This is a genomic window from Sphingomonas sp. Leaf62 (assembly GCF_001421915.1).
Classification (GTDB): domain Bacteria; phylum Pseudomonadota; class Alphaproteobacteria; order Sphingomonadales; family Sphingomonadaceae; genus Sphingomonas.
Genome location: NZ_LMLN01000012.1, coordinates 17,060 through 35,773 on the forward strand (window position 1 = coordinate 17,060; position 18,714 = coordinate 35,773).

Here is an 18,714-nt window from a genome sequence, read left to right on the forward strand (position 1 = left end):
GTCGACGACGAATATATGTTCGGATCGGCGTTTCTCGTCGCGCCGGTCACGCAGTTCCGCGCGACCAGCCGGTCGGTGTATCTGCCGGCCGGGGCCGACTGGTACGACTTCACGACCGGTGCCTATGTGAAGGGCGGGCAGACGATCACCGCCGCTGCCCCGATCGCGGTCCTGCCGCTCTATGTCCGTGCCGGATCGATCGTGCCGACGGGCGCGGCGGTGCAGTCGACTGCCGAGAAGCTCGATGCGCCCTATGTGTTGCATGTGTTCACCGGCAAGGACGGGGCATACTCGCTGTTCGAGGATGACGGCCTGAGCGAGGGCTATCGCAAGGGGCAGTCATCGCAGATTCCGCTGACGTGGAACGAGGCGACAAAGACGCTGACGATCGGCGCGCGCAAGGGCAGCTTTGCGGGGATGGCGGCGAAGCGGTCGATGTCGGTGCGCTTCCACACGCCGGGCAAGGCGGTCGCGCCGGACTTCGCCGACAATGCGGCGACGGCGTTCGTCTATGACGGGCGGGCGGTGAGCGTGCCGTTGTCGGGGCGGCCGCAGACGCGATAAACCCCCCGTCCTTCCCGCGAAGGCGGGAATTCATATACGCTGTCGCTGCGCAAGGGTCGCATCGTCGGCGGCAATGGATCCCCGCCTGCGCGGGGATGACGGGCGGTTTGGGAGACGGGGTATGATGGACGCGAAACGCATTCCCTTCGGCACGCTGGACGGCGCGCCCGCCGAGGCGATCGAGCTTCGCGCGGGGTCGCTGTCGGCGCGTATCCTGCCGTTTGGAGCGACGCTGCAATCGCTGTGCGTGCCCGATCGCGACGGGGCGGTGGCCGATGTCGTGCTGGGGTTCGACGACGTGCAATCCTATCGCGACCGGCCGTCATGGTTCGGGGTGACGGTCGGCCGCTATGCCAACCGGATCGCGGGCGGGCGGTTCAGCCTCGACGGGCGGACCTACACCCTCGAAACCAACAACGCGCCCAACCATCTGCACGGCGGGTCGGACGGGTTCGACCAGCGGCTGTGGGACGTGGCCGAGATCGGCAACGACGACGATGCGGCGTGGGTGCGGCTGACGCTGACCAGCCCCGATGGCGATGCCGGCTATCCGGGCACGTTGCGGGCGGGCGCGACCTATCGCCTGACGTCGCAGGCGCTGACGATCGACTATGATGCGACGAGCGATGCGCCGACGGTCGTCAACCTGACCAACCACGCGTTCTTCGACCTGGGCGGGCGGGGCGAGGCGCTGCGCCATTTGCTGACGATAGAGGCGGACGCGTATCTGCCGGTCGATGCGACGTCGATCCCGACCGGCGAGCAGCGCGGCGTCGCGGGCACCCCGTTCGACTTCCGCACCCCCCATGCGATCGGCGACCGGGTGCGTGACGGGCAGGACGAGCAGATCGCGATCGGGCGCGGCTACGACCATAATTTCATCGTGCGCGGGGACGCGGGTACGTTACGTGCCGCCGCCGTGCTGGCCGATCCGGAATCGGGCCGGGTCATGACGCTGTCGATCACCGCGCCGGGGCTGCAACTCTATTCGGGCAATTTCCTCGGCGGGGCGGAGCCGGGCAAGGACGGGCGACTGTACCGGCAGGGCGATGCCGTGTGTCTGGAGCCGCAGGCATGGCCCGATACGCCGAACCGGCCGGAATTTCCGTCGGCGCGACTGGACCCGGGCGCGCGGTGGAACAGCGGCATGCGGTTCGCCTTTTCCGCCGCCTGACCGGGCGTGCCACGCCGCGACGGGCGGCCATTGCGCGGTGCACAACCCTGCTTGACGAAAACGTTTGCGTTTGCGAACGGCTTTAATCCTATGAAGCACCCCCTTCTCCTTGCCGCCACTGCCGCGGCCTTCGCCCTTTCGGCCTGCGGTCAGTCGCAGCCGGAACAGCTCGACACCCGCGCCGCCGATCCGCTGGCCGCCGAAGTCGCCAACCGCGCACCCGTGGAACTGCCGCCGCCCGTCAAGGCGAGCGTGACGTTCCGCTGCAAGGACAACACGCTCGTCTATGTCGACTTCTTCGATGGCGACACGCAGGCGAATTTCCGCAGCAAGCAGGGCGACATGCCTGTCCGCCTGAAGGCCGAGGAAAAGGGCAAGCCGCTGACCGCCGAGGGCGGCTACAGCCTGACCGGTAGCCCGAAGAGCATCACCCTGACCCAGCCGGGCAAGGCGGCGCAGGCCTGCAACGCATGATGTGATTGCCGATGCGGCCACCTTCCGGGCCGCAACTCGGAAACCGTGCCTGACGGCCGGCGGAGCGATCCGCCGGCCGTTTTCTTTTGGGGAGCTTTTACTCCCCTCCCTTGGCAGGGAGGGGGCAGCCTTCAGTACTTCACCCGCGTCGCCCGCAGCTTGTAACGCTTGAGCGCGTCCTGCACGCTGCCGGTGCCGGCCAGATGGCCCGCGCCGACCGCGACGAAGACGGTGCCGGGGCGCTTCATCCGTTCCTCGATCCACTTCGCCCAGCGGGCGTTGCGGTCGGTCAGCAGGACGCGGCGCAGTTCGGGGGAGACGGTCATGTCCTCGTTCATCGTCGCGGCGAGCGCGGCTGGATCGCCCTTGGCCCATTGGTCGACCATCTTGTCGATCTGTTCGCCGGCGGTCGGCAATTCCTTGATCGTTTCGCTCAAGAAAGTGACCTGCGCGGCATCGGACAGGGCGTCGAAGAAGCCGAACTGCTGTTCGAGCGTTTCGAGGCCGGTGACCGGCTTGCCCGCGACCTTCGCCGCCTGCGAGATGGTCTGTTCGGCACCGCTTTGGGGATCGTAGCCCTGCTTCTGCAAGGTCACGAGCGTGAGCGTCGAGGCAGCGAACCACGGATCGAGCTGTTCGAGCGCCCCCGCCGGCAGGCCGGCATCGGCCACCGCCCTGGCATAGGCGTCGCGTTCGGCGGCGGGCAGCTTTTCGCTGAGCTTCGGACCGGTCACGTTGACGGCGGACTTCATCACCGCCGCCTGCGCCTGTTCGGGCGTCGGCATCGGAATTTCGAGCACGACCTCGTTCGATTTGTCGAAGGCGGTCTTCACCGCTTCGTCGAACCACGACAGGCCGGGTTTCAGGACGTGGATCGTCCCGAACAGATAGATGGTCGTGTCCTTGTCCCTGACCACCCACAGCGCCGGATCGGCTTCGCGCGGGGCAGCGGCGGCGGGGTCGGCGGAGGTGGTATCGGCCGGGGCTTCGGCGGCCGGGGCCGGTGCGGTCTGCGCCATGGCGGGCAGGGCGGTCATCAGGCTGAACGCGGCGCCGAAGCGCAGCAGGATCGAGGGCATCGGCGTCTCCAAAGCACCGGCGAACCGGCAGTCCCGCTTGCATAGCAGCGGCCGGCCCCATGCGACAGGCCGCAGGAACGGACGCGGCAGACGCTTCGTTGGGTTTGCATCTCCGCCCGTCTTCAGGGCCTTGCCGGGACCTCCGCTATGCCGAACACCACCGCCGCCCCCGATCGACCCGATGCGAAGGGGGCGGAGGCCGCGATCGGACCCGTCGCGGCATTGCTGGCGGAAGAAATGGCGACGCGTTCGGTGCTGTTCATCGCCTCCGACGAACTGCGCGCCGGCGCGATCGCGGCGGCGCTGACCGCGTTCGCACCCGATGTGGAGGTGGTCCACCTGCAGTCCAGCGACGCGCTGCCCGGTGACGATGCTCCGGCATCGCCCGGCAATGCCGGTGCGCGGGTCGCGGCGCTGCGCCGGTTGCGGCGCGCATCGGTCACCAGTCGCCGCGTCGCGTGCATCACCACGCCGGAAGCGACGGCGGTGCGGGTTGCCGCCCCGGACGATTTCGACGCCGCGCCGCCGGTGCTGCGGATTGGTGATGCGATCGACATGACGGACTTTGCCGAACGCGCGGTCGAGCTGGGCTATGTCGTCGACGACCGGGTCGACGAACCGGGCGAGGTCGCGGTGCGCGGCGGGGTGGTCGACATCTTTCCCGCCGATGCGATCTGCCCGATCCGGGTGACCGTCGAGGACGGCGCGATCCGCACGATCCGGAGCTATGATCCGGTCACGCAGCGCGGCGATGCCGATCTGGGCGAGGTGACGATCGGCCGCGCCGCCGAGCCGGTGACGGCCGAGGGCGTGTCGCTGCTGGATCATCTGCCCGAAGCGGCGGTGGCGATGGACCCGGATGTCGAGCGCCGCAGGGCGCGTTTCCTCGATCTCGCCGAGGATGCGACGCGCCGGCGGCGGCGCGGTGCGGCGGCGCTGGTCGACCGGGCGGCATGGGAGCAGTTGCTCAAGGGCCGCGACCGGATCGAGGTGCCGGCGGATGCCGCGCCGCCGCCGCGCTTCGTCACCAGCCGGGCACCGACGCGTGCGTTCGGCAAGTTCGCCCGCGAGGTGCTCGACGGTGGACGGCTGGTGCTGGCCGGCAGTCCGCGCGACCTGCGTTTCCTGCGCAAGCGGCTGGCGACGCTGGGCCGGACCGAACCGGTGACGATCGGGTCGTGGGACGAAGCGGTTCGTGCCGAGCCGGGCAGCGCGATGCTGCTGGTCGCACCGATCGATCGCGGTTTCGTGGCCGATGGCGTGACGGTGGTGACCGGCGGCGACCTGCTCGGCGGGCGGGCGCGGGGTGACGAGCTGGCGGCGGCAAGCGCCAATCCGTTGTTCGCCGAAGCGGGCGAGTTACGGGTCGGCGACGTGATCGTCCATGAGGATTTCGGCATCGGCCGCATCGTCGGGCTGGAGCAACTGCCCGGCGAGGAAGCGGGCGACGCCGTCGTGCTGGAATATGCCAAGGGCGCGCGGCGGCTGGTGCCGGTGGCAGAGGCCGACCGCATCTGGCGCTATGGCGCGGACGGTGATGCGGTCACGCTCGATGCGCTCGACGGATCGAGCTGGCAGAAACGGCGCGGCGCGATCGACGCGGCGATTGCCGAGAGCGCGCGCGAACTGGCGGCGATCGCGGCGGCGCGCGATGCGATCGAGGTCGCGGCCGTGGAGGCCGATATCGCCACCTATGAACGCTTCGCCGCCGGCTTTCCGTTCACCGAAACCCCCGATCAGGCGCGCGCCATCGCCGCCGCCCGTGCCGATCTGGCTGCGGGGCGACCGATGGACCGGCTGGTCATCGGCGATGTCGGCTATGGCAAGACCGAGGTCGCGCTGCGCGCCGCCGCGATCGTCGCGCTGGCGGGGCGGCAGGTCGCCATCGCCGCGCCGACCACGGTGCTGGTCCGCCAGCATGTCGAAACCTTTCGCCGCCGGTTCGAGGGAACCGGGATCGAGGTCGCCGGCCTGTCGCGCCTGTCCGATGCAACCGAGAAGAAGCGGGTCAAGGCGGGGCTTGCCGACGGATCGATCGGCGTCGTGATCGGGACTCAGGCGGTGGCGGGCAAGGATGTCGACTATCGCGATCTGGCACTGGTGGTGATCGACGAGGAACAGCGGTTCGGCACCAAGGACAAGGCGCGCCTGCGCGACATTGCCGACCATGTCATGACGCTGTCGGCGACACCGATCCCGCGCACGCTGCAAAGCGCGTTGATCGGGTTGCAGCAATTGTCGGTCCTCGCCACCCCGCCGGCGCTGCGCCAGCCGATCCGTACCGCGGTGACCGCGTTCGACGAGGTGACGGTCCGCACCGCGTTGCTGCGCGAACGGACGCGCGGCGGGCAGAGCTTCGTCGTGGTGCCGCGGATCGAGGATATCGCGCCGCTGGAGGAACGGCTGCGCAAGATCGCGCCCGAACTGACCCTGACCGTCGCGCATGGCAAGATGCCGGCGGCGGAGATCGACGCGGCGATGGTCGGCTTCGCCAATGGCGAGGGTGACGTGCTGCTGGCGACCAACATCATCGAGGCTGGGCTGGACGTACCGCGCGCCAATACGATGATCGTCCACCATGCCGACCGGTTCGGCCTGTCGCAGCTGCACCAGTTGCGCGGGCGCGTCGGACGCGGCGGGCGGCGCGGGCAGATCCTGCTGCTGACCGATCCCGAGCATTCCATCGCCGAGGCGACGCTGAAGCGGCTGCGGACGTTGCAGGCGTTCGACCGGCTGGGCGCGGGCTTCGCGATCAGCGCGCGCGACCTCGACCTCCGCGGGGCGGGCGATCTGGTCGGCGAGGCGCAGGCCGGGCATATGAAGCTGATCGGCATCGATCTGTACCAGTATCTGCTCGGTCGTGCGCTGCGCGCGGCACGGGGCGAGGTGGTCGACCGGGTCGTGCCCGAACTGCATCTCGGCATTGCCGGGCGCCTGCCCGAGGGATGGATCCCCGAAACCGAGATGCGGCTGATGCTCTATGGTCGTCTTGCGCGGATCGAGGATGCCGGCACGCTCGATGCGTTCGAGGAGGAGCTGGAGGACCGGTTCGGCACCCTGCCCGAGGAAGCGCGGTTGCTTATCGATCTGGCGCGCATCCGGTTGCTGGCGCAGGCGGCGGCGGTGGCGAAGGTCGATGCCGGCCCGGCGGCGATCGCCCTGACGCCGCAGGGGGGCAGCGACGTGCCCGATGTGGACGGGCTGACCGAAAAGAACGGGCGGTGGATCGTCGCGGCGCGGATCGACGATGCCGGCGAACGGCTGACCAGGGTGCGCGACGTGCTGGAGACGGTGGCGGCCTGAGAATCGGTTCGAAAACGCGCGATTGCGCGTTTTGCGGGCCGGTACCGCCTTGAAACTCGCCCTTTTCGCGCGTTTCCAGACCGACGCTGAAAACCGTTGGCATCGTTGCCGTTCCTGTCCGATGCTGCGGGGATGAACGCGATATTCATCACCGGCGGCGGGTCGGGTATCGGGCGGGCGGTGGCGCAGTTGTTTGCCGGCCGGGGCTGGCGGATCGGGCTGGCGGACGTCAATGCCGCGGGACTGGCGGAGACGGCGGCGTTGTTGCCCGGCGGCGCGGCGACGTTCGTGTTCGATGTGACCGACCGTGCCGCGTGGGATGCGCCGCTCGCCCGCTTTGCCGGAGACGGCATTGACGTGCTGTTCAATAACGCCGGCATCGCGTCTGGCGGCGTCTTTGCGGAGATGACGCCCGCCGCGATCGAACGGACGATCGCTGTCAACCTGACCGGGGTCATCCACGGCGCCCATGCCGCGCATTCGTTTCTGAAGGCGAGCGGTGGCTGCCTGCTGAACACCGCATCGGCGGCGGGGATTTACGGGACGGCGGGGGCGGCGGTCTATTCGGCAACGAAGTTCGGGGTGCGTGGGCTGACCGAGGCCCTCGACGGCGAATGGGCGGCGGACGGCATCCGCGTACGCTCGCTGATGCCGGGGTTTATCGACACGCCGCTGCTCGACGCGCCTCTGGCGGGGAGCAATTACAACGTCCGCCAGCAGGTCCGCGCGGCGGGGCTGGAGTTTACGCCCCTAGAGGTGGTGGCGCAGGCGGCGTGGGACGCGGTCCATGGCGAGGCGATCCACACGCCCGTCGGGCCGACCGCGAGGCGGATGCGCTTCGCCGCGCGCTGGATGCCGGGGAAATTACGGCAGCAGATGCGGCGGCGATAGTATCGCACGATTTCCGTCATCCCCGCCTGCACGGGAATGACGATCTGCCTATTCCACCAGCGCGTCGATCGCCTGCGCCATGTCGATATCGCGGTCCGACAGCCCGCCCGCGTCGTGGGTGGTGAGCAGAATGTCGACGCGGTTGTAGACGTTCGACCATTCGGGGTGATGGTCGGCCTTTTCCGCCAGCAGCGCGACCTGCGTCATGAACGCGAACGCTTGGCTGAAATTGTCGAAGGTGAAGCTGCGCACGATCGCGTCCCGCCCGCCATCATGGTCCCAGTCGGGCAGGCCGTCGAGCGCATCGGCGCGTTCGGCTTGGCTCAGCGGTTCCATCGTCGCTCCCTTGTCTCGTGGTGGCGGCAAGGCCTATTGCGTGGACCATGTCCGATCAAGCGCGAACCGCCCCGAGTGCCGCCGAGATGGAAGCGTTGGCGCGCGCCGCGCTGGCGCGCATCCCCGAACCGTTCGCCGGCCATCTGTCCGACATCGTCCTGCTGGTCGAGGAATTTGCCGACGAGGAGACGCTGGCGGCGATGGAGATGGAGCCGTACGAGCTGACCGGCTTGTATCATGGTAGCCCGGTCGGCGAAAAATCGATGTTCGACGGGATGCGCCTGCCCGATCGCATCCATCTGTATCGCCAGCCGCTACTCGCCGAATGGTGCGAGACCGGCGTCGATCTGCGCGACCTGATCCGGCATGTCGTGGTGCACGAGGTCGGCCATCATTTCGGCCTGTCCGACGACGACATGCATGCGCTGGAAGATGCGGATTGAGCCTGCTGGCGTTCGACCGGGTCAGCGGGGCGCGGGGACAGTGGGTGCTGTTCGCCGACCTGTCGTTCGATCTGGGCGCAGGCGGCGCGCTGCTGGTGCAAGGGCCGAACGGGGTCGGCAAGTCGACGCTGGTGCGGATCGCCGCCGGGCTGTTGCCGCCGACCGAGGGTGACGTCACGCGCGGCGGAGCAGTGGCGTTGCTGGGGGAGGCGGCGGCGCTCGACCCGCAAGTGCCGCTGGCCAGGGCACTCGGCTTCTGGGCCGGGCTGGATGGGGCGCGGGACGGGGTTGCAGCGGCGCTGGCGTCAATGGGGATCGGGACGCTGGCCGAGGTGCCGGTGCGGATGCTGTCGACCGGGCAACGGCGGCGCGCGGCGATCGCGCGGGTGATCGCCAGCGGGGCACCGATCTGGTTGCTCGACGAACCGGCCAACGGATTGGACGCGGCATCGCTCGAACGGCTGGAGGCGGCGATCGCGGCGCGAAGAGCGGACGGCGGGGCGGTGCTGGTCGCCAGCCATGTGCCGGTGGCGTTGCCCGGTGCCGTCATGGTGACGCTGTGATCGCGCTGGTCGTCCGCGAATTGCGGATCGCGTGGAGCGGGGGCGGGCTGCTGTTGCCGGTCGCCTTCTTCCTGCTGGTCACGACGCTGTTTCCGTTCGCGATCGGGCCGGACGCGGCGCTGCTGGCGCGGATCGGCGGCGGGGTGGCGTGGGCGGCGGCGCTGCTGGCGGCGTTGCTGCCGATCGAGCGGCTGGTCGCGCCCGATGTCGACAGCGGGGTCGTCGATCAACTGGTCGTGCGCGGTTGGAGCGACAGCGGCATCGCGCTGGCCAAGACCATAGGCCACTGGCTGGGCTTCGCGCCCGCCGTGATGCTGGCGGCGGCTTTGTCGGCGGCGCTGCTGGGGATCGATGGCCGCACGCTGGTGATGCTGGAGGCGGGGTTGCTGATCGGCACGCCGGGGCTGGCGGCGCTGAGCGTGGCGACGGCGGCGCTGGTCGCCGGGCTGCGCGGCGGCGGCGCGGTGGCGGGGCTGGTGATGCTGCCGCTGGCGTTGCCGATCGTGATTTTCGGTGCGGGCGGGCTGGAGGGTGGCGCGGGGGCGATGAAGCTGCTGGCAGCGACCAGCCTGTTGCTCTGCGCGGGCGGGCCGGTGGTGGCGGGCGCGGCGCTGCGGATCGGGCGGACGTAAAAATCCCCCCCCGTGCCGGGGAGGAGTTAGTCTCTGCGCCACCGTGCGAAAATGGCAGTCGGCAGGGTCAGCCCGCGCGTTTCCTCACGCACGCCCAGCTCGCCGCATTCGACCCGCCCGCCCAGATCGCCGAGCGACTGGCGCAGCAGTTCGCCGATCGCCAGCGCCGACATCCGCACGGCATAGACGGTGAGGAACAGGAACCGCGACTCGCTGTCGAGCAATTGGCGACAGTCGGCGATCATCGCGGGCAGATGCTCCTCGAGCTTCCACACCTCGCCATTCGGCCCGCGGCCCCATTTGGGCGGATCGAGGATGATGCCGTCATAGCGCCGTCCGCGCCGCACCTCGCGCGCGACGAACTTCGCGGCATCCTCGACCAGCCAGCGGACCGGCTTGTCGGTCATCTCCGACAGCGCGGCATTGGCGCGCGCCTGTTCGACCGATTTCTTCGACGCATCGACATGGACGACGCGCGCGCCGGCCGCCGCCAGCGCCAGCGATCCGACGCCGGTATAGCCGAACAGGTTGAGACATTCGGGATCGTTCGCCCCGTCCAGCTGCCCGCGCATCCAGTCCCAGACCGGGGCCATGTCGGGGAAGAAGCCGAGATGGCGGAACGGCGTGTTGCTCGCCGAAAACCGCACCTCGCGCCATGTCAGCGGCCAGTCGCGCGGCGGTTGTTTGAAGAACTGCCAGCGGCCGCCGCCATCCTCGTCCGAACCGGGCACGAATTCGCCATGCGCGTCCCAATCGGCCAGCGCCGGTGCCCACATCGCCTGCGGTTCGGGCCGGATGAAGTGGAACGGGCCATAGCGTTCGAGCTTGCGACCATGGCCGCAGTCGATCAGCCCGTAATCACCCCATGGTTCGCCGATAAGTGCGATCGGGTCCATTATGCGCGGGGCGTCGCCCGTTCGGCGATCCAGCTGGTTACCGCCTCGAACGTCGCGGGCAGGGTGACATAGCGTTCCTCGCGATCGAACAGGTCGCCGACGCGCGACGGCAACGGCGCGCGGGTGCCGATCGCGCGTTCGACCGCGTCGGGGAATTTGGCCGGGTGCGCGGTTGCCAGCGTCACCATCGGTGCGTCGATGCCGCTGTCGAGCGCGGCTGCAAGCGCGATGGCGGTGTGTGGGTCGATGATCTGCGCGGCATGATCGCGTGCCCAGCGCATCGCCCGCGCCATGCCCTCGCCATCGACGCGCGCGCTCTGGAACAGCGATGCCGCACCCTGTTGCTGCGCATTGGTCAGCCGCATCGCACGGCTCGATTCGAACCCACGCATCTGGTCGCCCAGCGCTACGCCGTCGCGCCCGCCCAGATCGTAGAGCAACCGTTCGAAATTCGAGCTGACCTGGATATCCATCGACGGCGTCGCGGTCGGCGTGACCTCTGCGCTGGAATAGTCGCCGTTGGTGAGGGCACGGTGGAGGATGTCGTTGACGTTGGTGGCGACGATCAGCTTGGCGATCGGCAGCCCCATCTGCGCCGCAACGAATCCGGCGAACACATCGCCGAAATTGCCGGTCGGGACCGAGAAGGCGATCGCCTTGTCCGGGCCGCCCAGCCGCACGGCGGCGTAGAAATAATAGACGACCTGCGCCATCAACCGCGCCCAGTTGATCGAGTTCACCGCCGACAAGCGGAAGCGACCCGAGAAGCCGGGGTCGTTGAACATCGCCTTGACCAGCGCCTGCGCGGTGTCGAAATCGCCATCGATCGCGATATTGTGGACGTTGGGCGACAGCACGGTCGTCATCTGCCGCCGCTGCACGTCGGACACGCGGCCGGCGGGGTGCAGCATGAAGATGTCGATATGCGCGCGCCCGGCGACCGCATCGATCGCCGCCGATCCGGTATCGCCGCTGGTCGCGCCGATGATCGTCAGGGGATCGGTCGTGCCGGACAGGAACCGTTCGAAGAACAGCCCCAGCAATTGCAGCGCCACGTCCTTGAACGCCAGCGTCGGCCCGTGGAACAGTTCGAGCAACCACTGGTCATGGTCGATCTGTACCAGTGGGGTCACCGCCTTGTGGCTGAACCGGCCATAGGCGGTTTCGCACAGCGCAAGCAGTTCGGATCCGGACATCGCATCGCCGACGAACGGTGCCATCACCTTTGCCGCGGTCTCGGCATAGCTCAGGCCCGCCAGCGCGGCGATCGCTTCATGGGTCAGCGTCGGCCAGGCATCGGGCAGATACAGGCCGCCGTCGCTGGCCAAACCGGCCAGCGTCGCGCCGGCGAAGTCGAGGTCGGGCGCATGGCCCCTGGTGCTGACATACCGCATGGGCTGTGCGGTTAGCGGCTGCGACGGCGAAGTGCCAGCAAGTATATGATGACCGCGGCCAAGGCGAAGGCGAACCACTGGATCGCATAGGCGAGGTGGTTGTCGGGCAGGCTGGCGGGATCGGGACGGCGGCTGGCCTTCAGCTCGGGGGCGGGCGTGTCCGATACGATCATCGGCGCGGGGGGCGCGGCGCGGCCGGTCATCCGGTCGAGCAGCGTCGGCCCGCCCGGTGCGTGGCTGAGCGTGCCGGTCACCGCGCCACCGGACCACGCCGGATGCAGCTTCGGATCGGCAGCGACGCCCAGGTCGACGCGGAACACCTGACCGGTCGGACCGGTACACGTTGCGATATGACGATAGCCAGAGCTGTCATCGACCGCGCGGCCGGCACCCATCGTCCAGTCGCCGACCCGCGCACAGGTGGCGGTCACCCGCGCGAACAACAGGTCGTCGGTGATCTGCGCCGGCAGGGGCTGCACCGGCCGGTCGAGATTGGCACTGGCATGAGCGATCAGTGCCGCCTTTTCGGCACGGCGCTGCAACTGCCACAGCCCGAGTGCGATCATCGCCGCGACCGCCAGCAGCACGACCAGCGTGGAAAGGATCGGCAGGCGTTTCATGGGCGCGGGTCGATCCGGCCTTCGCCAGCGCCGCGCCGGTATTCGAGCGCGATCAACATACCCTTGGCGATGCGCAGGCTGCCGACCACGCCGAGGATGGTCAGCGGCACCCACAGCAGCACATGCACCCACCATGGCGGCCCCGCGGCGAGTTCGAGCCAGATGGCGAGGACAGTGATGATCGTGCCGATGCCGAGCGTCAGAAAGGCCGCTGGACTGTCACCGACGTTGAACGCGTCGAAATCGAGGCCGCAGACCGCACAGCGACCGGCGAAGGCGACGGGACTGCGGAACAGGGTCGGCGCGGCGCAACGTGGACACAGGCCGCGCACGCCGCAGTCGAAGGGCGCAGGGGCACCCGCGCCCGGTTGGCCGGGCATCAGCCGCCGTGGATCGGCGCGCCCCAGCCGCCCCAGACATAGATGACGACGAACAGGAACAGCCACACCACGTCGACGAAGTGCCAATACCATGCCGCCGCTTCGAAACCGAAATGCTGCTTCGGGGTGAAGTCGCCCTTATAGGCACGGATCAGGTTGACCGCGAGGAAGATGGTGCCGACCAGCACGTGGAAGCCGTGGAACCCGGTCGCCATGTAGAAGGCCGCGCCATAGTTCAGCCCTTTGAACGGCATCGGCGCATGGACATATTCATAGGCCTGGATGCACGAGAACAGCGCGCCGAGCAGGACGGTCAGCCACAGCCCCTTCTTCACGCCGTCATTCTCACCCACGCCGATCGCGCCCCACAGCCCCTTCATCGCGCCACCGCGCTGGTTGTGGATCAGCGCGTGATGCGCCCACGTCACGGTGGTGCCCGACAGCAGCAGGATGAAGGTGTTGAGCAGCGGCAGTTCGAAGGCGTTGAGCACTTCGAGGCCCGCCGGCGGCCATTGCGCGACGACGGCGGTATTGCCCGCCTCGATCAGCGAGACGCCGTCTTCGTGATTATACTGGACCGCGGCGGGGAAGAGCGAGAAGTCGAACCACGACCAGAACCAGCCGACGAAGAACATCACTTCGGACGCGATGAACAGGATCATGCCATAGCGCAAGTGCAGCTGCACCACCGGGGTATGATCGCCCGCCTTCGCTTCGCGGATCACGTCGGCCCACCAGAAGCCCATGCAGGACAGGGTTGCGATCAGGCCGGCACCGAACACGAATCCGCCGAGCGCCGCTTCGTTGAGATACATGACGCCGCCCGCCGCCATCATGAAGGCGGCCATCGAACTGGCAAGCGGCCAGATGCTGGGGGGCAGGATGTGAAAATCGTGGTTCTTCGCGCCTGCCATCATCCGTCCCTAAGCTGTTCGCGCCTTTTGCGGAGCGTGTTTGCGCGTGATCCTAGCTGGTCGTCGCGCCCGAATCCACCGGGTAAAATGTGTAGGAGAGGGTGATTGCGCGAATGTCCTTCGCGTCGGGATCGTCATGGATCTTGGGATCGACGAAGAAGATCACCGGCATGCGCACCTTCTCGCCCGGTTGCAGCGTCTGCTGCGTGAAGCAGAAGCACTGGATCTTCGTGAAATATTTACCCGCCTGGCTCGGCGTCACGTTGAAGGTGGCGGTGCCGGTGACCGGGCGACCCGACACGTTCTTCGCGGTGAAGAACGCCATGTCGCGTGCGCCGATATCGACGGTTTCCGACGCGCGTTCGGGCTTGAACTCCCATCCCAGCGCCGGATTGGTATTGGTGTCGAACCGCACCACGACCTTGTCGCCGATGCCGCCGGGGGCCACCTGCCCACGCTGGGTCGTGCCGTTGAAGCCGGTCGCCTGACAGAACATGCGGTACAGCGGCACGCTGGCGAAACCGACGCCGGTCATGCCGACCACGCCCGCCACCGCCAGCAACGCCACGCGCAGGTTGCGGGTCACGCGCCCAGCCCCGCCTGAATCTTGACGATGGTGATCGCGAACAGCAGCACGACGAACGCGCCGAGCAGCCACGCCATCACCTTGGCCCGTTCGCGCTGCCGGGCACGGATGCGGTCGTCGTATTCGCTCATGTCAACATCCACCGGTCGGCGACCAACGCGCCGAACATCGCGAAAAGATACAGGATCGAGAAGGCGAACAGCCGCTTTTCGGGCTTCATCCTGTCGTCGACCCCGGTCGAACGCAGCGCGACCTGCACCGCCAGCAACCCGAAGGTCGCGGTCAGCAGGCAGGCGGCGATGCCGTAGATCGGACCGGTCAGCCCCAGCGGCCACGGCGCGACCGCGACCGCCGCCATCGGAATGGTGTACAGCCCGATCTGGGTCCGCGTCGTCCGTTCGCCCGCCACCACCGGCAGCATCGGCACGCCGGCATTGGCGTAATCGGTCTTCACGAACAGCGCGAGCGCCCAGAAATGCGGGGGCGTCCAGAGGAAGACGAGGCTGAACAGCAGGAACGGCAGCAGCGCGACGTCGCCGGTCGCCGCCGCCCAGCCGATCAGCGGCGGAAACGCGCCCGCTGCCCCGCCGATCACGATGTTCTGCGGCGTCCGGCGTTTCAGCCACACGGTATAGACCAGCACGTAGAACAGGATCGACACGGTCAGGATCGTGGCGGAAGCGAGGTTCACCGCCAGCCCCATCAGCACGACCGAGAAGATCGCGAGGCCGACGCCGAAATGCAGCGCCGATTGCCGGTCCATCCGGCCGGCGGGAAGGGGCCGGCCCTGCGTCCGCTTCATCTTGGCGTCGAGATCGGCTTCGTACCACTGGTTCAGCGCCCCCGCCGCGCCCGCGCCGAGCGCGATGCACAGCACGGCGGTGAAGCCGATCACCGGATGGATCGCGACCGGCGCGGCCAGCATCCCGCACAGCCCGGTAAAGACGACCAGCGACATCACGCGTGGCTTGGTAAGAGCAAGGAAATCGCGCCATTCGGCGGGCAGGGTGATCGTCTGCGCGGTCATCGCCGTCGTATAGGCGGTTGTGGGGGCGGGGGAAAGCGGTGTGAGGCCATCCGACATTCCGCACCTACCAGGAAGGCGAGGAACCGACCTGCATCGGTGTCCGATTCACCACCGGTGCAGGCGTGGGCCCCCGGCCGGCGTGAGGCGGACGATCGAGGCGGCGGGACGCTTGCATCCTGCATCGCGTCCCGTCCTGGCCGAAAGGACGGGAAGGTGTCTCCCCCGCAGCGATCAGACGAACCCCTGGCCCCAGCTCGACTTGTCGTAATTGCCGATATTCGGAAGTACGGTCGACATGTCCCCGTCCGACACGCCGAACCAGCGCGCCAGCGTCGATGCATATTGGTCGACCGACATGGTCGGGATCAGCCGCCCCTGACCGACATCGTCGGTGGTGTTGGTGCCGACCAGCGGCGCGGTGCCGTAGAGCCGCTTGCCCTTGACCGCGCCGCCCATGACGAAGTGCATCGATCCCCAGCCATGGTCGCACCCATTGCCGTTCGACGGCAGCGTCCGCCCGAAATCCGAACCGGTAAAGGTCGTTACCTTGTCCGCGACGCCCAGCGCGGCGGTGGTGTCGTGGAATGCGCGCATCGCGTCGGCCAGTTTGCCGAGCAGGCGCGGCTGGTTCGACGCCAGATTATCGTGCAGATCGAACCCGCCCATCGACACGAAGAACACCTGGCGCTTCGTCCCCAGATCGCCCGAGATCGCGATCATCCGCGCGACCATCCGCAGCTGGTCGGCAAGGCCGTTGTCGTCGGGGAACAGCGGGAAATTCGCCTCCGGAACGCCGGCCAGACCGTTGGCGAGCTGGACCTGCGTATCCATCGCCCGCTTGTTGATCCGTGCATATTCGCCGCCGAACATATGCGGATTGGCGTCGGTCATCATCTGTCGCAGCGTCTGCGCAGCGACGCTCGACCCGTAGAGCGACGACGCGTTGCGCAGCAGCGGGACAGGCCCGCCGGTGCCGACGTTATACTGGATCGCGTTGCGACCCGACAGGAAGACGGCATTGCCCGATGCATTGATGCAGGTGACCGCCGACGTGCCGTTGCCCGACTGGAACAGATCGCCGATCCGGCCGCCCCAGCCCGAGCCGGCTCCTTCGGGGCTCGACGCCTGAAAGAAGCTCTGCTGGTCGTTATGGCTGAACAGCTTGGGCGGCAGGCGCACCGACCTGTTCTGATATTGCGCCTTGGTCGTCGGCTGGATCAGCGTGCCGACGTTCATCGCCACCGCCATCCGCCCGGCATCGAACAACGGGCTGAGCGGGGCCATTGCCGGCGCGAGCGCATAGGCCCGCCCGCCAAGATCGGCGGTCGGCAGCAGGACGGTGGGCGCCAGCGCCTCGCGCGAGAAGGCAAGCGCGCTGCGCAGCGACGCATATTTGGCGTGGCTGGTCGGGTCGTAGGGGACCAGCGTGTTGAAATGGTCGTTGCCGCCCGCGAGGAAGATGCAGACGAGCGCCTTGTAATCGCTGGCGGTGGCCGCCGCCGCCTCGCCGATCGCGCCGAGGCTGGTGACGAACGGGGCCGCGACCCCGGCCAAGCCGAACAGGGCGGAGCGTTGCAGGAACGCGCGGCGGGATACGTCGGTCAGGATGGTCGGAGCGTTCATTTCAGCACCAGATAATCGGGCGAGGCAAGGGTCAGCAGGATCGCGACCCCGGTTCGGTTGAGCGTGGCGTTGTTCGCGGTCAGCGGGATGCTGTCGACTGCGGCCCGGATCGACGCAACGGTCGCCGCGCGCAGCTGTCCGGCGGCAAGGATCAGGTTGACCTCGTCGACCAGCTTCGCGCTGTCCGACGCCAGCGCCATCATCGGCGCGTAATCCGCCTTGGTATCGCCGGTGCCGCCGCCGACCAGCGACTGCATGTAATTGATGTACGCGATGTTGGTCTGTTCGCTCGACATCAGGAATTCGGGTGCGGTCAGCCCGGCCTGCACCATCGCCGTGCCCGGCGGGGTAAAGCCCGGCCGGACGAAGCCGAATACGCTGGCGGCGCGCCCGATGCCCTGCCCCAGCCGGGTGGTCGTGCTGGTCGTATCGCCGATGGCCCATGCATCGCTGGGCGAGGTGACGCCGAACGCGCGCGCCCAGTTGGTCAGCCGCAGCACCGGCTCGCGCAGGCGACCGGCGGTGGTGCTGGCCAGCGCGGCGGCTTCGTCGCGGGCTTCGGGGTCGAGCAGGATCGCGCGGATCACCGCCTTCATGTCGCCGCGCACGCCGCTGCCGTTATTGGCGAAGGCGGCCGAGACGCGCCCGACATAGGCGGGACTGGGGTTGGAGGTGACCATCCGCTGGATCAGCTGCTTCGACACGAACGGCGCGACGTTGGGATGGCGGAAGATGACGTCGAGCGCCGCGTCGAGCGCGGCCATGCCGCCCCCCGAAACCGTCGCGCCGAGGAAGGTCGCCGATCCGGTTTCGTTGTTCGCCGCGTTCAGGATCAGCGGCTGGCGCATCCGGTCGGGGGTCGTCGTGTCGCTGCTCGCCAGCTGCAATCCGGTGAAGATGCGGGCCAACTGCGACACGTCGTCGAGCGTATAGGTTTCGAGCGCCTGTCCGTTCGACATGCGGACGGTGCCGTCCTGTTCGAGCTGATTCACGCCGAGCGTGAACAGCTGCATCAGTTCGCGCGCGTAATTCTCGTCTGGCAGGCTGCCGGTCGACGGATTGCCCTTCTTGCTGTTCACGAACGTCAGGAACATGCCCATCGCCGCGTTCCGGCTGATCGCGCCCAGCAGGTCGCGGTAATTGCCGAACGCGTTGTCGGCCAGCACGTCGGTGTACGCCGCGACCGCCAGCGACCGCCAGCCGATGTTCAGCGCGCCCATGCCGACCACCAGATAGTCGAGCAGCGCCACCGTCACCCGTTGGCGCAGCGCATCGGGGCCGGCGATCACCTGCCGCCAGACGCTGGCGTCATAGCCGCTCTGGACGTTGATCTTGTTCGCCTCGGCATAACCGTTGGCGACCATCCAGTCCCAGTGGCTGGTTGGGCGGGGGACCGCGAACTGTGTCTCGATCCACGCGGCGATCCCGGTGTTCAGCACCGAATCGATGCCGGTGCGGGTCGCGCCCATCGTCGCCTGCGCGAGGAAGCGGCTGGCGCTGCGGGCGTTCAGGGCGGCGATGGTCGGGGTCGGGGTCGGCGTGGGGGCGGGCGTCGGCGTGGGACTGGGGCCGGCGACGGTCACCGTGCCGGGGCCAGAGCCGCCTCCGCCGGAATCGCATGCCGCCAGCAAGGCGGCGGCGGCGACCATGCCGTGCTTCGCCGCGAAGCCCGAAGCGGGCGCGGCATCGACGGGCAGCGCCCGCGTCGTCTGTTCAGAAACCAGTGTCCGATCAGCGGTGTCGATGATCGTTTCGTCGCCCAACATGGCAATCCCCTGTACGCTGACGACGGGGATAGCGGCCTATGGTTGGGGA

At 68.3% G+C, this 18,714-nt stretch carries 20 protein-coding genes; 8 read left to right on the forward strand and 12 right to left on the reverse strand.

Features of this window, described 5'->3' with window-relative positions; translation table 11 throughout:
- From ASE91_RS19260 to ASE91_RS07030, 3 genes are all read left to right on the forward strand, one after another.
- Positions 1-564, forward strand: a 564-nt coding sequence (locus ASE91_RS19260; RefSeq protein WP_156357716.1) for a DUF5110 domain-containing protein, incomplete at its 5' end; no start/stop codon positions are given.
- A gap of 121 nt (positions 565-685) precedes the next feature.
- Positions 686-1,738 carry an aldose epimerase family protein gene (locus ASE91_RS07025; protein ID WP_056624291.1) on the forward strand — a complete coding sequence of 351 codons (1,053 nt, stop codon included), beginning with the start codon at positions 686-688 and terminating at the stop codon, positions 1,736-1,738.
- 90 nt (positions 1,739-1,828) lie between these two features.
- Positions 1,829-2,212: a hypothetical protein gene (locus ASE91_RS07030; RefSeq protein ID WP_056501235.1), complete on the forward strand. Its 384-nt coding sequence runs from the start codon at positions 1,829-1,831 to the stop codon at positions 2,210-2,212.
- 131 nt (positions 2,213-2,343) lie between these two features.
- Here the strand turns inward: ASE91_RS07030 and ASE91_RS07035 are convergent, their stop codons facing one another.
- Positions 2,344-3,291 (reverse strand): TraB/GumN family protein, encoded by a 948-nt coding sequence (locus ASE91_RS07035; protein WP_056501237.1) that lies wholly within the window; start codon positions 3,289-3,291, stop codon positions 2,344-2,346.
- A gap of 147 nt (positions 3,292-3,438) precedes the next feature.
- On the opposite strand from ASE91_RS07035, the gene ASE91_RS07040 reads away from it, so the two are divergent.
- Both ASE91_RS07040 and ASE91_RS07045 read left to right on the forward strand, forming a co-directional pair.
- Positions 3,439-6,594: a DEAD/DEAH box helicase gene (locus ASE91_RS07040; RefSeq protein WP_082453874.1), complete on the forward strand. Its 3,156-nt coding sequence runs from the start codon at positions 3,439-3,441 to the stop codon at positions 6,592-6,594.
- Between the two features lie 132 nt (positions 6,595-6,726).
- Positions 6,727-7,485, forward strand: a complete 759-nt coding sequence (locus ASE91_RS07045; RefSeq protein ID WP_056624631.1) for an SDR family oxidoreductase — start codon at positions 6,727-6,729, stop codon at positions 7,483-7,485.
- Positions 7,486-7,533: 48 nt separating this feature from the next.
- Here ASE91_RS07045 and ASE91_RS07050 read toward each other — a convergent pair whose 3' ends face one another.
- Positions 7,534-7,821 carry a 4a-hydroxytetrahydrobiopterin dehydratase gene (locus ASE91_RS07050; RefSeq protein WP_055996701.1) on the reverse strand — a complete coding sequence of 96 codons (288 nt, stop codon included), beginning with the start codon at positions 7,819-7,821 and terminating at the stop codon, positions 7,534-7,536.
- A gap of 47 nt (positions 7,822-7,868) precedes the next feature.
- Here ASE91_RS07050 and ASE91_RS07055 point away from each other — a divergent pair, with 47 nt between their 5' ends.
- The 3 genes from ASE91_RS07055 to ASE91_RS07065 are packed head-to-tail and all read left to right on the forward strand — an operon-like array spanning position 7,869 to position 9,459.
- On the forward strand, positions 7,869-8,264 hold the full coding sequence (locus ASE91_RS07055; RefSeq protein ID WP_056624294.1) for a metallopeptidase family protein: 396 nt from the start codon (positions 7,869-7,871) through the stop codon (positions 8,262-8,264).
- Positions 8,261-8,827 (forward strand): heme ABC exporter ATP-binding protein CcmA, encoded by a 567-nt coding sequence (ccmA, locus tag ASE91_RS07060; protein ID WP_056624296.1) that lies wholly within the window; start codon positions 8,261-8,263, stop codon positions 8,825-8,827. The genes ASE91_RS07055 and ccmA overlap by 4 nt, the downstream gene beginning before the upstream one ends.
- A complete protein-coding gene (locus ASE91_RS07065; protein WP_056624301.1) occupies positions 8,824-9,459 on the forward strand; it encodes a heme exporter protein CcmB in 636 nt (211 codons plus the stop codon). Before ccmA ends, ASE91_RS07065 begins: the two co-directional genes overlap by 4 nt.
- A gap of 26 nt (positions 9,460-9,485) precedes the next feature.
- Here ASE91_RS07065 and ASE91_RS07070 read toward each other — a convergent pair whose 3' ends face one another.
- The 10 genes from ASE91_RS07070 to ASE91_RS07110 all read right to left on the reverse strand — a co-directional run bounded on the left by ASE91_RS07070 (position 9,486) and on the right by ASE91_RS07110 (position 18,665).
- Positions 9,486-10,355, reverse strand: coding sequence for a class I SAM-dependent methyltransferase (locus ASE91_RS07070; protein WP_056624305.1), 870 nt, complete (start codon positions 10,353-10,355; stop codon positions 9,486-9,488).
- The gene (thrC, locus tag ASE91_RS07075) at positions 10,355-11,749 is read right to left on the reverse strand and encodes a threonine synthase (protein WP_056624308.1); all 1,395 of its coding nucleotides are present in this window, start codon (positions 11,747-11,749) and stop codon (positions 10,355-10,357) included. Before thrC ends, ASE91_RS07070 begins: the two co-directional genes overlap by 1 nt.
- 11 nt (positions 11,750-11,760) lie before the next feature.
- Positions 11,761-12,369, reverse strand: coding sequence for an SURF1 family protein (locus ASE91_RS07080; RefSeq protein ID WP_056624311.1), 609 nt, complete (start codon positions 12,367-12,369; stop codon positions 11,761-11,763).
- Complete coding sequence (locus ASE91_RS07085) at positions 12,366-12,749, reverse strand: DUF983 domain-containing protein (RefSeq protein WP_056624314.1); 384 nt, start codon at positions 12,747-12,749, stop codon at positions 12,366-12,368. Before ASE91_RS07085 ends, ASE91_RS07080 begins: the two co-directional genes overlap by 4 nt.
- A complete protein-coding gene (locus ASE91_RS07090; RefSeq protein WP_055997369.1) occupies positions 12,749-13,663 on the reverse strand; it encodes a cytochrome c oxidase subunit 3 in 915 nt (304 codons plus the stop codon). The genes ASE91_RS07085 and ASE91_RS07090 overlap by 1 nt, the downstream gene beginning before the upstream one ends.
- A 52-nt stretch (positions 13,664-13,715) precedes the next feature.
- Positions 13,716-14,249, reverse strand: a complete 534-nt coding sequence (locus ASE91_RS07095; protein ID WP_055996676.1) for a cytochrome c oxidase assembly protein — start codon at positions 14,247-14,249, stop codon at positions 13,716-13,718.
- Entirely contained in the window at positions 14,246-14,380 is a 135-nt protein-coding gene (locus ASE91_RS20835; protein WP_268795949.1) for a hypothetical protein, read from the reverse strand. Before ASE91_RS20835 ends, ASE91_RS07095 begins: the two co-directional genes overlap by 4 nt.
- Entirely contained in the window at positions 14,377-15,276 is a 900-nt protein-coding gene (locus ASE91_RS07100; protein WP_056624318.1) for a heme o synthase, read from the reverse strand. Before ASE91_RS07100 ends, ASE91_RS20835 begins: the two co-directional genes overlap by 4 nt.
- Before the next feature lie 231 nt (positions 15,277-15,507).
- The gene (locus tag ASE91_RS07105; RefSeq protein WP_056624320.1) at positions 15,508-16,899 is read right to left on the reverse strand and encodes a DUF1501 domain-containing protein; all 1,392 of its coding nucleotides are present in this window, start codon (positions 16,897-16,899) and stop codon (positions 15,508-15,510) included.
- Positions 16,896-18,665: a DUF1800 domain-containing protein gene (locus ASE91_RS07110; protein ID WP_082453876.1), complete on the reverse strand. Its 1,770-nt coding sequence runs from the start codon at positions 18,663-18,665 to the stop codon at positions 16,896-16,898. Before ASE91_RS07110 ends, ASE91_RS07105 begins: the two co-directional genes overlap by 4 nt.
- Positions 18,666-18,714: the final 49 nt, after the last annotated feature.

What these genes read in the sequence shown, in the direction of transcription:
- ASE91_RS07085 (WP_056624314.1), bottom strand. Translation starts at nt 12,749, where the DNA reads ATGCCCGGCCAACCGGGCGCGGGTGCCCCTGCGCCCTTCGACTGCGGC.
- ASE91_RS20835 (WP_268795949.1), bottom strand. Translation starts at nt 14,380, where the DNA reads ATGAGCGAATACGACGACCGCATCCGTGCCCGGCAGCGCGAACGGGCC.
- ASE91_RS07030 (WP_056501235.1), top strand. Translation starts at nt 1,829, where the DNA reads ATGAAGCACCCCCTTCTCCTTGCCGCCACTGCCGCGGCCTTCGCCCTT.
- ASE91_RS07040 (WP_082453874.1), top strand. Translation starts at nt 3,439, where the DNA reads ATGCCGAACACCACCGCCGCCCCCGATCGACCCGATGCGAAGGGGGCG.
- ASE91_RS07100 (WP_056624318.1), bottom strand. Translation starts at nt 15,276, where the DNA reads ATGACCGCGCAGACGATCACCCTGCCCGCCGAATGGCGCGATTTCCTT.
- ASE91_RS07110 (WP_082453876.1), bottom strand. Translation starts at nt 18,665, where the DNA reads ATGTTGGGCGACGAAACGATCATCGACACCGCTGATCGGACACTGGTT.
- ASE91_RS07080 (WP_056624311.1), bottom strand. Translation starts at nt 12,369, where the DNA reads ATGAAACGCCTGCCGATCCTTTCCACGCTGGTCGTGCTGCTGGCGGTC.
- ASE91_RS07055 (WP_056624294.1), top strand. Translation starts at nt 7,869, where the DNA reads ATGTCCGATCAAGCGCGAACCGCCCCGAGTGCCGCCGAGATGGAAGCG.
- ASE91_RS07035 (WP_056501237.1), bottom strand. Translation starts at nt 3,291, where the DNA reads ATGCCCTCGATCCTGCTGCGCTTCGGCGCCGCGTTCAGCCTGATGACC.
- thrC (WP_056624308.1), bottom strand. Translation starts at nt 11,749, where the DNA reads ATGCGGTATGTCAGCACCAGGGGCCATGCGCCCGACCTCGACTTCGCC.
- ASE91_RS07070 (WP_056624305.1), bottom strand. Translation starts at nt 10,355, where the DNA reads ATGGACCCGATCGCACTTATCGGCGAACCATGGGGTGATTACGGGCTG.
- ASE91_RS07050 (WP_055996701.1), bottom strand. Translation starts at nt 7,821, where the DNA reads ATGGAACCGCTGAGCCAAGCCGAACGCGCCGATGCGCTCGACGGCCTG.
- ASE91_RS07090 (WP_055997369.1), bottom strand. Translation starts at nt 13,663, where the DNA reads ATGGCAGGCGCGAAGAACCACGATTTTCACATCCTGCCCCCCAGCATC.
- ASE91_RS07105 (WP_056624320.1), bottom strand. Translation starts at nt 16,899, where the DNA reads ATGAACGCTCCGACCATCCTGACCGACGTATCCCGCCGCGCGTTCCTG.
- ASE91_RS07025 (WP_056624291.1), top strand. Translation starts at nt 686, where the DNA reads ATGATGGACGCGAAACGCATTCCCTTCGGCACGCTGGACGGCGCGCCC.
- ASE91_RS07045 (WP_056624631.1), top strand. Translation starts at nt 6,727, where the DNA reads ATGAACGCGATATTCATCACCGGCGGCGGGTCGGGTATCGGGCGGGCG.